The organism is Mesorhizobium sp. M1E.F.Ca.ET.063.01.1.1, from assembly GCF_003998155.1.
Lineage (GTDB): Bacteria > Pseudomonadota > Alphaproteobacteria > Rhizobiales > Rhizobiaceae > Mesorhizobium.
On record NZ_RZSC01000091.1, the window covers coordinates 1 to 13,701 of the forward strand.

General features: G+C 64.3%; 14 protein-coding genes. 7 read left to right on the forward strand and 7 right to left on the reverse strand.

What is annotated here, in order from left to right; all coding sequences use genetic code 11:
- The 6 genes from EOA29_RS10105 to EOA29_RS10130 all read right to left on the reverse strand — a co-directional run.
- The coding region (locus EOA29_RS10105; protein ID WP_145969653.1) for an ABC transporter ATP-binding protein at positions 1-1,051 on the reverse strand (1,051 nt) is incomplete at its 3' end.
- A complete protein-coding gene (locus tag EOA29_RS10110; RefSeq protein ID WP_127220842.1) occupies positions 1,041-1,649 on the reverse strand; it encodes a cupin domain-containing protein in 609 nt (202 codons plus the stop codon). The genes EOA29_RS10110 and EOA29_RS10105, both read right to left, overlap by 11 nt.
- Before the next feature lie 181 nt (positions 1,650-1,830).
- Positions 1,831-2,901: an ABC transporter substrate-binding protein gene (locus EOA29_RS10115; protein WP_127220843.1), complete on the reverse strand. Its 1,071-nt coding sequence runs from the start codon at positions 2,899-2,901 to the stop codon at positions 1,831-1,833.
- A gap of 27 nt (positions 2,902-2,928) precedes the next feature.
- On the reverse strand, positions 2,929-3,750 hold the full coding sequence (locus tag EOA29_RS10120; protein ID WP_127220844.1) for an ABC transporter permease: 822 nt from the start codon (positions 3,748-3,750) through the stop codon (positions 2,929-2,931).
- Positions 3,747-4,634 (reverse strand): ABC transporter permease, encoded by an 888-nt coding sequence (locus tag EOA29_RS10125; protein WP_127220845.1) that lies wholly within the window; start codon positions 4,632-4,634, stop codon positions 3,747-3,749. The genes EOA29_RS10120 and EOA29_RS10125 overlap by 4 nt, the downstream gene beginning before the upstream one ends.
- A 108-nt stretch (positions 4,635-4,742) precedes the next feature.
- A complete protein-coding gene (locus EOA29_RS10130) occupies positions 4,743-6,026 on the reverse strand; it encodes an FAD-dependent oxidoreductase (protein WP_127220846.1) in 1,284 nt (427 codons plus the stop codon).
- 197 nt (positions 6,027-6,223) lie between these two features.
- On the opposite strand from EOA29_RS10130, the gene EOA29_RS10135 reads away from it, so the two are divergent.
- The 5 genes from EOA29_RS10135 to EOA29_RS10155 all read left to right on the forward strand — a co-directional run bounded on the left by EOA29_RS10135 (position 6,224) and on the right by EOA29_RS10155 (position 11,558).
- Entirely contained in the window at positions 6,224-7,381 is a 1,158-nt protein-coding gene (locus EOA29_RS10135) for a fumarylacetoacetate hydrolase family protein (protein WP_127220847.1), read from the forward strand.
- Positions 7,382-7,653: 272 nt separating this feature from the next.
- A complete protein-coding gene (locus EOA29_RS10140; protein WP_127220848.1) occupies positions 7,654-8,586 on the forward strand; it encodes a substrate-binding domain-containing protein in 933 nt (310 codons plus the stop codon).
- Between the two features lie 103 nt (positions 8,587-8,689).
- Positions 8,690-9,676, forward strand: a complete 987-nt coding sequence (locus EOA29_RS10145) for an ABC transporter permease (protein ID WP_126095339.1) — start codon at positions 8,690-8,692, stop codon at positions 9,674-9,676.
- Positions 9,677-9,679: 3 nt separating this feature from the next.
- Positions 9,680-10,474, forward strand: a complete 795-nt coding sequence (locus EOA29_RS10150) for an ATP-binding cassette domain-containing protein (protein ID WP_126095340.1) — start codon at positions 9,680-9,682, stop codon at positions 10,472-10,474.
- 61 nt (positions 10,475-10,535) lie between these two features.
- Positions 10,536-11,558, forward strand: a complete 1,023-nt coding sequence (locus tag EOA29_RS10155; RefSeq protein ID WP_127220849.1) for a LacI family DNA-binding transcriptional regulator — start codon at positions 10,536-10,538, stop codon at positions 11,556-11,558.
- Positions 11,559-11,997: 439 nt separating this feature from the next.
- Here the strand turns inward: EOA29_RS10155 and EOA29_RS10160 are convergent, their stop codons facing one another.
- A complete protein-coding gene (locus tag EOA29_RS10160; protein ID WP_126095342.1) occupies positions 11,998-12,579 on the reverse strand; it encodes a TetR/AcrR family transcriptional regulator in 582 nt (193 codons plus the stop codon).
- A 252-nt stretch (positions 12,580-12,831) separates the two neighbouring features.
- On the opposite strand from EOA29_RS10160, the gene EOA29_RS10165 reads away from it, so the two are divergent.
- Both EOA29_RS10165 and EOA29_RS10170 read left to right on the forward strand, forming a co-directional pair.
- The gene (locus EOA29_RS10165) at positions 12,832-13,068 is read left to right on the forward strand and encodes a hypothetical protein (protein WP_126095343.1); all 237 of its coding nucleotides are present in this window, start codon (positions 12,832-12,834) and stop codon (positions 13,066-13,068) included.
- A partial coding sequence (locus EOA29_RS10170; protein WP_189478856.1) for an efflux RND transporter permease subunit occupies positions 13,062-13,701 on the forward strand: 640 nt, incomplete at its 3' end. The genes EOA29_RS10165 and EOA29_RS10170, both read left to right, overlap by 7 nt.

Below are 13,701 nucleotides of genomic sequence, written 5' to 3' on the forward strand. Positions count from 1 at the left end.
GCAGGCTGATATGCGCCACGTCGCCGACGCTGAATTGAGACCCGTCGGCGCGGCGTGGTGCGTCGATCACGATGGAAGTCCCCTGCCCGAGCTCAGCGTGAAGGCGCAGTGTGCGGCCGTGAAAGACGATGCCGCTCACCCGTGCCGGCGCTGTGCCGTCGGCGGCCTCGGTGGCTGCCAGAAGATCCTCTGGACGCACGCCAAGGGTGCGGATATCGCCCGCGGCCGGCATCTCGCCGGTGTCGGAAATAGCCTCCAGCGGCAGCGTGCCGGCGGCAAAGCGCAGGCGTTCGCCGTCCCGGCCGAGGAAGCGCGACTGCAAGAGATTCATCGTGCCGATGAAAGAGGCGACGAAGCGCGTCGCTGGCCGGTCGTAAAGTGTTGCGGGCGGCGCGATCTGCTCGATGCGGCCCTTGTTCATGACGACGATGCGGTCGGAGATCGACAACGCCTCGGTCTGGTCGTGGGTGACCATGACGAAAGTGGTGCCAAGCCGCGACTGCAGTCGCTTGAGCTCCACCTGCATCTGCTCGCGCAGATGCGCATCGAGCGCCGACAGCGGCTCGTCGAGCAACAGCACACGCGGCTCGCAGACGATGGCGCGGGCGAGCGCGACGCGCTGGCGCTGGCCACCGGACAGCTCGGAGATACGGGCGCGCAGCTTGTCGGCGAGGCCTACCATGTCGAGCGCTTCGCCGACGCGACGCGCCTGCTCGGCGCCCGACAGCTTTCGCAGCGACAGGCCGAAGCCGACATTGGCCGCGACATCCATGTGCGGGAACAACGCATAGTCCTGGAAGACGGTGTTGACCGGACGGTCGAAGGGCCTCAGGCCCGTGATGTCGCAGCCTTCAAGCTGAACCCTGCCGCTGGTCGGGCTCTCGAAGCCGGCGATGACGCGCAGGCTCGTCGTCTTGCCGCAGCCGGAGGGGCCGAGCAGAGTGAGGAACTCGCCCGGAGCAATATCGAGGTCGACGGCATCGAGGCCGACCACGCCGCCTGGAAAGACCTTCGAAACTCCCTGCAGACGAACGAGCGCATCAGGCGCCATCGCGCACCTCGGACGGCTTGGTGGTGTTGACCCAGAGGATCTGGCAGCGCTCGGCGCCGGGATTGCGGAAAGCGTGCAGCAGCGTGCTCTTGAACGCAAAACTGTCGCCGGCCTTGAGCAGGTAGGTCGTTGCGTCGACCACCAGCTCGACTTCGCCCGTCATCACGAAGCCGAATTCGTGGCCGGCATGGGCGTATGCCTCGGCAGTGCCGCCGCCGGCCTCGACCGTGACCAGCATGCCGGTGAGCGTCGCGGCGGGCGGCGACAGCAGCGCCTTGGCGATGCCTTCCGACTTGACCGGGATCGCGCGCCGCTTGTCGGCGCGCACGCAATAGAGGTCGTTGACCGCCTCGTTGCCGTCGGTGATCAGCGCGGAGGGTTCGATGTCGAGAGCGGCGGCAAGCGGCCAGATCACCTTGACGCGCAGCGAGGACATGCCGCGCTCGATCTGGCTGAGCGCGCCGATGGAGATGCCGGCCTTGGCGGCAAGCTCGGCCAGCGACAGCTTGCGCTCTAACCTGAGCGCCCGCACGCGCCGGCCGACGCGCACATCGGCCTCGTCCTTCGGTTTCTCGGCCGCTTCATCAAAAACGTCCATGCAACAGTCCTCGTTGTCTTTCCCTTCTCCCCTTGTGGGAGAAGGTGGATCGGCGCGATAGCGCCGAGACGGATGAGGGGTGTTCCAGCGGAGTGAGACGTTGGCTTTCCCTGGAACACCCCTCATCCGGCCGCTGCGCGGCCACCTTCTCCCACAAGGGGAGAAGGTGAGTCCGCGCCACTCAACCCCCAGCCTTCACCTTCTCGAACATCTTCGCCACATCGTCATTCTGCTTCATCGGTCCGGTGAAGATGGTGCTCTTCAGCATCACGTCCGGGTCCGCCGGCAGCTGCAGCTTCTCCAGCTCGTCCTTCGACACGCCGGCGAAGGCGGTTGAGAGCGAGCTGCCATAGCCATAGGACTGGATCAGATACTTGCCCGAGTCGGCATCGAGCCGGCTGTTGATGAAGTCATAGGCGAGGTCGACGTTCTTGGCGTCCTTCAGCATGACGAAGCCGCAGGCCCAGGTCAGCATGCCTTCCTTCGGCTTCATGAATTCCACCGGCACGCCCTGCTTCTTCAGCGACGTGGCCGACGCATTCCAGGTCATGGCCGCGACCAGTTGGCCGCTGGCCAGCGCCTGCTCGACGGAGGTCATGTCGGTGGTGTAGCTCGACAGCAGCGGCCGCTGCTCGCGCAGTTTTTCCGCGACCTTGTCCATCTGCTCCGGCGTCATGTCGAAGGGGTTCACACCTGCCAGCAGCGCCGCGACGATCGGCGTGTCGTGCACGGCGTCGATGGTCGCCATGCGGCCGGCATATTGCTTGTCCCACAGAAGGGTCCAGCTCGCCTCGGGGTTCTTCACCAGATCGGTGCGGTAGAGGATCGAGGTGTTGCCCCAGTCCCACGGCACCATCCAGACCTTGCCATCGCCGGCCTGAAGGTCGGGCAGGTTCTTGAACACCGGGAAGATCGAATCCCAGTTCTTGATGCGCTTGGTGTCGATCGGCTGCAGCAGGCCTTCCTTGTTCCAGCGCGCCACCTTGTCGTAGCAGGGATGCGCAATGTCCGGCCGGAAACCGGCCTTGACCTTGGTGAAGGCATCGTCGTCATCGCCGAAGATCGTCGCCTCGACGCCGTCCGGATGCGCGGCGAGGAAGCTCTTGTTGAAGTCGGGCAATTCGTAGCCCGACCAGGTGAAGTATTGCAGCTTGTCGGCGGCCAAAGCGACGGTCGACGACAGGGCCAATGCCAGTGCGGCAAGGCCGGTCCGGGCTTTGTGTCCGGTGATCGATTTCAGGTGGAATGTCATTTTCGTTCTCCTCTTCTTTGTTGTGGTTCAGGTTGGATTGCGGCGCGCTGCGCCAAGGCCGCGATGGCGCAGGATCTCGGCGAGCGCGGCGATGATGAAGGACACGGCAAGGATCATCGTGCCGAGCGCCATGACGGTCGGCAGCGAGCGCGGGAAGCGAAGCTGGCTCCAGATGTAGAGCGGCAGCGTCGGCTCGGTGCCGGCCAGGAAGAAGACGACGATGAACTCGTCGAAGGAAGTCAGGAAGGCGAGCATGAAGGCCGACAGCACGGCCGGCGCACTCAGCGGCAGCATGACGCGCCTGAACGTCGTCCAGTCGGAGGCGCCGAGGTCGAGTGCCGCCTCGCGGATGGTTTTTGGAATGGCGGCGAAGCGGCTGCGCATCACCACCACGGTCGTGGGCAGCGCCACCAGGATATGGCCGAGCACGATGGCGACGCGCGACGGGCCGAGGCCGATAAGGTTGACCAGGATAAGCAGCGAAATACCGACGATGACGCCGGGAATCAGGATCGGCAGCCGGGCGACGGCGCTGATCGTGGCCGCGAGCGGCGAGCGGCCGTAAAGGTCCATATAGGAGACGGTGATGCCACAGAGCGTCGCGCCGGAGGCGGCGATGACGCCGATGACCAGGCTGTTGGCCAAAGCGCCCGAAAGTGCGGGATTGCCGTAGAGCGTCTCATACCAACCGAGCGTAAAACCGTGCAGCGGAAATGCCGCCTGGATGGAATCGTTGAAGGAAAACAGCGGGATCAGCAGGATCGGCAGATAGAGGAAGACGAGATAAGCAAGCACGTAGAGGCCGAGCCAGCGGCCGCCTGCATTTGCCTCTGTGCGCGCTGCGCTCATGTGCGGCTGCCAAATCTGCGGTCGGCGCCGCGCGCGACCAGCACCACGCACAGGATCACCAGCATGACGCAGACCGAGAGCGCCGCCCCGAACGGCCAGTCATTGGCCTTGCCGAATTGCGACTGAATCAGCGTGCCGATCATGGTGCTGGTCGGGCCGCCGACCATCGCCGGCGTAACATAGTCGCCGACCGTCGGCACGAAAACGACGAGCGCTGCTGCCAAGACGCCAGGCATCGAGTTCGGCAGCACGACGCGGCGAAACGACGTGAAAGGTCGCGCGCCGAGATCGGAGGCGGCTTCGAGAAGTGATTTCGGAATGGTGTCCAGCGCCACGTAGATCGGCAGGATGGCGAAGGGCGCGTAGGCGTGAGCGAGCGTCACCACCACCGCGGCCGGCGTGTTGAGGAAGGCCAGCGTCGGCTCCGACCAGAGGCCGCTTTCGATGAAAGCCGAATTCAGCACGCCATTATAGGCAAGCACGATCTTCCAGGCGAAGACGCGCAAAAGATAACTGGTCCAGAACGGCAGCGTGACCAGGAAGAGCAGCAGGTTGCGTCGGCGCCCGGCATGGAAGGCGAGATAGTAGGCGACCGGATAGGCGGTGACCACTGTCGCCAGCGTCACCAGGCCTGCGATGACCAGCGAGCGCAGCGTCACCGTCCAGTAGAGCGGGTCCGTGGCCACGGTGACGAAATTCGTCGCCGTCAGGCCGGCGCCGAGCAGCGAGCCGTCATTGCTCCTGAAGGCGAGGAAGAGCACAAGGCCGAGCGCGAACAGGATCAGGAAGAAGGTGACCAGCCCGCCCGGCAGCAGCATGGCGAAACGGAAGACCGGCGAGATGCGAGATTCCGGCGATGGCCGCGCTGCAACGATGGTCGACATCTGAGTGCCTATTGGGGGCTGCCCATCGGATTTTTGAAATCGTCCAATGCTTTTTCATATTCATGAAACTGTCAAGTAGAATCGCTTGTGCGCTGCACGCGTTCGGCGTCAGCGCTCGAACGCGTCGAGCATCCGGTACCAAGCGATGGTCGCGGCGACGCCGACCTGGCGGAAGGCGTGGAACGGGATCGGCCGGATCGGCGAAAGCAGGAACGGCAATTGCCTGGTATCGCCGCTCGCCAGATAGTTCGCCATGCGCTTGCCGAGCGCGCTCATCAGCCCGACGCCCCTGCCCTGGCAGCCGACCACGGCCAGCAGGCCCTTTTCCGGTTCATGCAGATGCGGCAGGTGATCCGGCGTCATCGCGACGCGGCCGAACCAGCGCTTTTCGATCGCGACGTCGCCAAGCGCGGGATAGAGGCGAATGAGCGCGCGTTCGAGATGGGCCCAGTCCGCAGCGCTGGACGGCAGGGCCATGCGGCCGCGGCCGCCGAGCACCAGCCGGCCATCGGCACTCTTGCGGTAGTAGACGAGGATGCGGCGCGAGTCCGAAGCCGCCTGTTCGCCCGGCAGGATGCTGTCTGCAAGCGCGGCCGGCAGCGGCGCGGTGGCGATCTGGAAGGAATGCAGCGGCACGATCGTCCGGGCGAGGTCGGGCAGCAGCCCGTCCGTATAGGCATTGGTGGCGAGCACGACCGACTTGGCGCGCAGCTCGGCGCCGCCTTGAATCGAAACCCGCCAGAGGTCCGCTTCCTTGCCGAGTTTCACCACCTTCTGCCGCTCGGCGATCTTCGCCCCGGCAGACGCGGCGACGCGCGCCAGCTCCATCGTATACGATAGCGGATCGATAACGCCGGCGCGGCGGTCGAGCCAGCCGCCGAGATAGCCCTTGGCGCCGGTCATCGCCGCGATCTCGGTCTGGTCGAGCAGCTTGACGTCGGCGCCGCGCGCCCGCCACTGCTGATCGCGGTTGGCCGCCGCCTTCAAGGCGGTTTCAGTATGCGCGGCCTGGATCCAGCCGTTGCGTGTGAACGGCACAGCAAGCTTTTCGTCGCGGATCACATCGAACACCGCATCGGCCGTCGAGGCGGCGAAGTCGACCAGGGCCTCGCCGCGCTCCTTGCCGAAATGCTCGATCAGCCATTCCGGATCGTATTTGAGGCCGGGAATGACCTGACCGCCATTCAAGCCGGACGCGCCCTGCCCGATCGCGCCGGCATCCAGCACCTGGATCGAAAGCCCGGCGCGGGCCGCATGCAAGGCGGTCGACAGGCCCATGATGCCGCCGCCGACGATCACAGCATCGAGCGTGCCGCCGGCCGACAGCTCGGACTGGAATAACGGAGCTGTCTGAGGCTTCCGCCAGATCGGATCGGAAAAGGCTGCAGGCAAGGATCACCTAGCGTTCGACGCTTCATGAAAATTCTATTTGAGATTTCACGAATTTGAAAGCGCGTTTCACTTGGGCCAGTCTGCCTATGCTTTGAGACAGCAAGCCCGTTGGCCCACAAACGATGCCATCAACGGGATAGACGTTTGGGCAAAATCCGGGGAAAGTGCCGCCCGCAAAATCGAGAGGAGACAAGACGATGACCGACCCGACCCGCCTCCCCACCGACGGCCTTTTCGTCGGCCGTGCCAGGATCAGCGAAGCCTCCCATCCGCTGGTGGTCACGGTGCGCGACCGCGCGGTCATCGACATCACGTCGAACGCCGCGCCCACGGTGCGTGACCTCTGCGAGATGAAGGACCCGGCCGGCCACGTGCGCTCGGCCAAGGGCAAGGCGATCGGCGCGCTGGAAGACATTGCGGCCAACAGCTTCGAGGCAAAGCGCGACGCGAAGAAGCCGATCCTGCTTTCGCCAGTCGACCTGCAGGCGGTGAAGGCCTCCGGCGTGACGTTCGTCGTCAGCCTGCTCGAGCGCGTCATCGAGGAACAGGCGCGCGGCTCGGCGGAAAAGGCCGACGCCATTCGCGCCGACATCGCCGGATTGATCGGCCACGACCTCTCGAAGCTGAAACCCGGCTCGCCGGAAGCGATGGAGATCAAGGCGAAGCTCATTCAGCGTGGCGCCTGGTCGCAATATCTGGAAGTGGGCATCGGCCCGGATGCCGAGATCTTCACCAAGTGCCAGCCGATGGCCTCCGTCGGCTTCGGCGCCGATGTCGGACTGCATCCCGTCTCCACCTGGAACAATCCGGAGCCGGAGATAGCCATGATCGCCGACAGCTCGGGTCGCATCGTCGGCGCCACGCTCGGCAACGACGTCAATCTGCGCGACGTCGAGGGGCGCTCCGCGCTGCTGCTCGGCAAGGCCAAGGATAACAATGCCTCCGCCGCGCTCGGACCGTTCATCCGGCTCTTCGACGAGACGTTCTCCATCGCCGACGTGAGGCGCGCCACGGTGCGGCTCAGTGTCGAGGGTGAGGACGGGTTCTCGCTGGAGGGCGCAAGCTCGATGGCGGAAATCAGCCGCTCGCCGGAAGAACTGGTCAAGGCAGCGATGGGGCCGCATCATCAATATCCGGACGGGCTGGCGCTCTATCTCGGCACCATGTTCGTGCCGTCGAAAGATCGCGGCGAGAAGGGCAAGGGTTTCACCCACAAGGTCGGCGACATCGTCACCATCTCGTCGGAAAAGCTCGGCGCGCTGGTCAACCGCGTGCGGCTGTCGCCGGATTGTCCGCACTGGACCTACGGCGCCAGCCATCTCATGCGCGACCTTGCCGGGGCCGGACTCCTCTAGCACCGCACCGGAGCCCGTTAGACCACATACGGTCCGGCAACTGACGGGCCGACGGCACCGCTTGCCCGGGAAAATAGCACCTGAACTGATGCAATCTGATGGGATTGCTGATGGCGCGCTTCGCTGTGCCAACATCCATTGGCGATGAAGGCTTGTCAGCGACCGAAAAAGGGAATGCTCTAATGCATCCGGTCGGCGCTGGCAGGAGATGCGGTCCTTGGGGCCCATCGCGCCTGATGTGGAGGAACGTTTTCAACATGGGAGGAAATCGAATGCTTTCGAGGCTGAGACTGCTCGTGCTTGGCTTGATCGCGGCACTCGCCATTCCGGCGATGGCCGAGGCCAAGACGTTCTACTGGATTTCGCATGGCGGCCCCGCCGATCCGGTCTGGACCTACTTCCTGGCCGGCGCCAAGCAATGGGCGAAAGACACCGGCAACACCGTGAACACCTCGTTCCACAATGGCGACGTCGCCTCGCAGCAGGAAGCTATCCGCGCCGCCATCTCGGCCAAGGCCGATGGCATCGCCACCACCAGCCCCGATCCGGGCAGCCTGATCGAACTGGCCAAGGAGGCGCGCGCGGCCAACATCCCGATCATCAACTTCAACACGCCCGACCCGAAGGCGAACTTCAACGCCTATGTCGGCGGCGACAACACGACGTTCGGCAAGCATTGGGCGCAATATCTGGTCGACAAGGGCCTGGTGAAGAAGGGCGACTTCGTCTGGATGCCCGTCGAAGTTCCCGGCGCCACCTATGGCGTGCAGGAAGAGGAAGGCATCAAGAGCGTGTTCGGGCCGCTCGGCATCACCTATGAGGTGACCGAAGCGACGCTCGACCAGGCCGAAGTGATCAACCGCATGGTCGACTACCTCACCGCCCACAAGGGCAAGGTGAAGGCTATCATCGGCCTCGGCGACCTCGTCACCGGCTCGATCAAGCGCGTGTTCGACCAGGTCGGCGTCAAGCCGGGCGAGATTCCGGTCGTCGGCTGGGGCAACTCGCTCGACACCACCCAGGAGGTGCTGAACGGCTATGTCAACGCGGCGCAGTGGCAGGACCCGCAGGCGACCAGCTATGTCGCGCTGTCGCTTGCCGCGATGGCCTCGGCCGGCATTCCTCCGGGCTTCAACGTGATCACCGGCGCGCTCTACGAAAAGGACACCGCCGGCGTCTACGACAAGATCCTGTCCGGCAAGTAATCCGCGACCGATGGCCGTGGCCGCCTCCGCGGCCACGGCCATTCCTTTCGCCGGGCCTGCCGCCGCGCGGGCTTCAGCCAAGTTCATTCACGTCGCGGGCTCCATGGAAAACCGTTCCTTCATCCAAAGTTTCATCGCGCGGCCGGAATTCGGCCCGCTGGTGCTGCTGATCGTCGAACTCGTCGTCTTCTGGGGCATCAATCCGGATTTCCTGTCGCCGCAGAACATCTCCAACATCCTCGCCTTCACCGTCGAGCTCGGCCTGATCGCGCTGGCGATGACCCTGCTGATGACATCGGGCGAATTCGACCTCTCGGTCGGCTCATTGTTCGGCTTCTCGCCGGTGCTGATGTGGACGCTGTTCAACGGCGGCGTCACTTCGCTGGAGATGGGTTTCGCCATCGCGCTGGTGGTCGCGGCCATCATCGGACTGGTCAATGGCTGGTTCGTCACCAAGCTCAAGATCCCGTCCTTCCTGGTCACGCTCGGCATGCTCCTGGTGGTGCGCGGCACCGCGCTGTTCGTAACCGACGGCTTTCCGCAGCGCACCTGGAGCGCCGAAGGAAGCTGGCTGGCGGACATGCTGGTCGGCGATTTCTACATCGGGCCGTTCCGCATCTATGCATCGCTGTTCTGGTTCATCGGCGCGGCGATCGTGCTGGGCTATGTGCTGACGCAAAGCCGCACCGGCAACTGGATCCAGGCGGCCGGCGGCAATCCCAATGCGGCGCGTGCGCGCGGCGTCAATGTCAGCCGCGTCAAGGTCGGCCTGTTCATCCTCTCGGCGGTGATGGCATCGCTGGCCGGCGTCATCTCGTCGCTGCGCACCTCGGCCGCCAACCCGAACAGCGGTACCGGCTACGAGCTCGAGGTGATCGCCATGGTGGTGATCGGCGGCACGGCGCTGACCGGCGGACGCGGCACCATCATCGGCACGGTGCTCGGCATCCTGATCCTGCGCGTCATGCGCAACGGCATCGTGCTGATCGGCGTGCCGGGGCTCGCCTACAACATCTTCATCGGCGCGATCATCCTTGGCATGATGGCGCTGCATTCATGGCTCGAACGCCGGCACCAGGCAGGGACTTGACCTATGGCCGAACCGCTCATCCGCATGACGAACATCCGCAAGTCCTACGGGCGCGTGCAAGCGCTGGTGGATGCCAACTTCCATGTCAACGAACGGGAGATCGTCGGCCTGCTCGGCGATAACGGCGCCGGCAAGTCGACCCTGATCAAGGTGCTGTCGGGCGCGGTGCCGCTGACCAGCGGCGATATCTTCGTTCGCGGCAAGAAGGTGGATTTCCGCAGCACCAGCGACGCCATCGCTGAGGGCATCGAGACCATTTACCAGGACTCGGCTCTCGTCACGCAGCTATCGATCGCGCGCAACCTGTTCCTCGGTCGCGAGCCGATCAAGCCGCCGCGCTTCCTCAACCGAATGGATCAGGAGGCGATGAACTCGGTGGCGCGCGACCTGCTGAAACAAGTCGGCATCTCGAAGAACATCCCGCCGACGACGCCGATCGGCTCGCTGTCGGGCGGCGAGCGGCAGGCGGTGGCGATCGCGCGCGCCATGCATTTCGACAGCGATCTCATCATCCTCGACGAGCCGACCAACAATCTCGGCGTCGCCGAGACGCAAGGCGTGCTGAGCTTCGTGCGCAGTGCCCGCGATTCCGGCCACTCCTGCATCTTCATCGCCCACAACATCCACCATGTCTTCCAGGTGGTGGACCGCATCGTGGTGATGCGCCGAGGCAAGGTGGTGGCCGACGACATCGACCCGAAGCAGACCACCGTCGCCGAGGTCGAGCGCATCATCACCGGCATGTCGGACAAGGAGATCCGCGACGCCATCGCCGAAGGCCCAAGACCGCATGGCTGATTTTAGCCTGGAGTTGATTTTGGCCTGACAGGCGCTCGCATCCCATCCTATGACTGGACCCATGAAAGCCACCGTAGCCGACATCGCCCGGAGCTGCGGCCTGTCGACCGCGACGGTCGACAGGGTGCTCAACAACCGTCCGGGCGCGAGTGCTGCCAACCGGCAGCGGGTGATGGAGGCGGCCAAGCAGCTCGGCTATCTGCCGACGCTCGACCAGGTCGTGCTGCCGTCGAAGCCGGCGCATCTGGAATTCTTCCTGCCGATCGGCAGCAACGCCTTCATGGCCGATCTCGCCCATCACATCGAAGACTATGCCGCGCGCCTGCCGCTGGTCGCCTCCTGCCGCATCCACAATCTCGCGGGCATTTCGCCCAGCGCGCTGCAGGGCGCGGTCGAGAACCTCTCGCTCAAGGCCAACGGTGTCGGCGTCATCGCCGTAGACCATCCGCGCACGCGCAACATCCTGCGCGAGCTCGTCGAGGCGGGCATCCGGCTGGTTACCCTCGTCTCCGACGTGCCGGCTGCACCCCGCTCGGCCTATGTCGGCATCGACAATCGGGTCGCCGGGCGCACGGCGGCGCTCTTGATGGGGCGTTTTCTCGGCGGCAGGACCGGCCATCTGGCGATGGTGGTCGGCTCGCGCTCCTATCGCGGCCATGAAGAGCGCGAGATGGGCTTCCGCTCGGTGCTCAGCGAGGAGTTCTCCAATCTCACCATTTCGAGCGCGGTCGAGATCAATGACGAACCGGATGCCAGCTACCGCGCAACCGTGCAGGCGCTGCACAACGAGCCGGAACTGCTCGGCATCTATTGCGTCGGCGCGGGGCACTCTGGCGTGGCAAAGGCTTTGCTTGAGGCCAAACCGCGCAAGAAGCCGGTCTTCATCTGTCATGACCTGACGAAGGAAACGCGCCGGTACCTGGTCGACGATCTCGCCGACGTCGTCATCGACCAGAATGCGCGGCTGATCGCCGAGCAGTCGGTGATCCGCCTGCTCGGCTCGATCGCCTCATCGGCGCCGTACCTGACGAAGAAGTTCATCGAGCCGCGACTGATCTTCAAGGAAAACGTGCCGGTTCAATGAGTTAGCGCGCCCTGGCAAACGCGCATTGTTCGGATTTGTCGGAGGATTGGTCGGCGATGCGACAATTCTGCACACCAGCTATGCAACTTTCATGATTGCCGAATCGTTGGGCAACGCTTATAGATTTTGGTGTCGGCCATCTCCTCCTCCCAGATGGATGCCGACGATGAATGCGGTGCACCTCCTCCCGCGCCGTATTCGAAATCGAGCCCGCTGCCACCTCCTCCCGGCAGCGGGCTTTTCTTTGCACGTGTGCAGGCGGCAACCGCAGAATCCCCCTCACCCGGATTGCCAAACCGAATTGCAAGGGCAGTTCGGGCAATCCGACCTCTCCCCGAGGGGAGAGGAGATCGTCAGCGCCGGCGCCAACCTCTTCTCCCCTCGGTGAGAAGGTGGCCCGAGGGGCCGGATAAGGGGGACTTCGGCGCTCGGAAGCGGATCAGCGCGCCCGGAATGAAGCGATCAGGCTCTCGGCCATGCGCACGAACTGCGCGCTGGGGCCTTCGGCGCCGACGCTCTGCATCGAGACGCGCGCGCCTTCAAGCAGCAGCGACAGCGTGTCGGCGAGAAGCTCCGCCTGGCCAATCCCGGCATCGCGGCAAAGCGCAACGAGCTTTTCGCGCTGGGCTTCCTTCAGTTCCTTGATGACGCGCCTTGCCGGGTGATCGGTCTCGGTGAGCTCGACCGCCGCATTGGCCATGTCGCAGCCGCGGCTGTCGACGCTGAGCAGTTCCGAAGCCTTGCGGACCCAGGCGTGCAACTGGGCCAGCTTATCGCCCGGATGCTCGGCCTCGAACTCGTCCCATATCCTCGAGGCCTTCGCCGCCGTGGCGCGCAGGCATTCGATGACCAGTTCGTCCTTGGATTCGAAGTGACGATAGAGCGTCATCTTGTTGGTGCCGGCAGCCTCGGTGATGGCGTCGACGCCAACGCCCTTGATGCCGTGCTTGTGGAACATGTCCTGCGCCGTCTCCAGGATCCGATCCCGGGGGCGAGAACGCTCCACGACGCCGTCTGTCATCATGATCTCCTTTCGTCGTTTCCAAAAAACCCTCGGCCACCTCTTGACTAGGGTGTTACCGGTCTGTAACTTCTAGATGTTACTTACTGGTAACACCTATGTCGCCCGTCGTCAACGACAAGGCCCCCACCGATAGGCCCTGCCAGAGCGAGATAGGACAGAAGACCTGCCTGTCATGCGGCTTCGGCCGGTGAAATCGAGAAAAACGGTCCGCGATCATTCGATGCGGACCGCAAGCAAGGAGCCGCTCCTATGCAGAAGCGCAAAGATCTGACGATCGACGAAGCCATCCGGGATCCGATGATCCGGCTGGTGATGAAGGCGGACGGGGTCGATCCCAAGGCCTTCGAACGGATGCTGCGCTCGCGCGCGGCGGAACAGGCGCCGGGCGAAGTCCCGCCAGCCTTCCTGGAGGACTCCGGCTCCGGCCGGACCCGGCGCATGCGCCATTTCGCAAAACCGTTCGGCGAGGCATCCGCATCATGGTGAACTTCTTCATCCACCGTCCGATCTTCGCATCGGCGATCGCCATCATCATGGTGCTCGCCGGCGCGATCGCCTATTTCCTGCTGCCGGTCTCGCAGTTTCCCGACATCACGCCCCCGCAAGTGGTGGTGAGCGCCCACTATCCGGGCGCCAGCGCGCAGGTGGTGGCCGATACGGTCACCACGCCGCTCGAACAGCAGATCAACGGCGTGCAAGGCATGACCTACATGTCGTCGACGAGCTCGAATGACGGCTCCTCGACCATCACCATCACCTTCGATGTCGGCTATCCGCTGAGCACCGCGGCCGTCGACGTGCAGAACCGCGTCTCGCAAGCGGCATCCTCCCTGCCGGCCATCGTCAACCAGGGCGGCGTGACGATCAAGAAGCAGAACCCCAATTTCGTCTTGATCGTCGACCTCACCTCCCCGGACGGCTCCGTCGATCCGGTGGCGCTGAGCAACCTTGCCTATCTGCAGGTGGTCGACCCGCTGAAGCGGCTGCCCGGCGTCGGCGACGTGCAGATCTTCGGCGAGCGCCGCTATTCGATGCGCGTCTGGCTCGATCCGGACAAATTGGCCAATCTCGGCATCACCGCCGTCGACGTGCAGAATGCCATTGCCGAACAGAACGTGC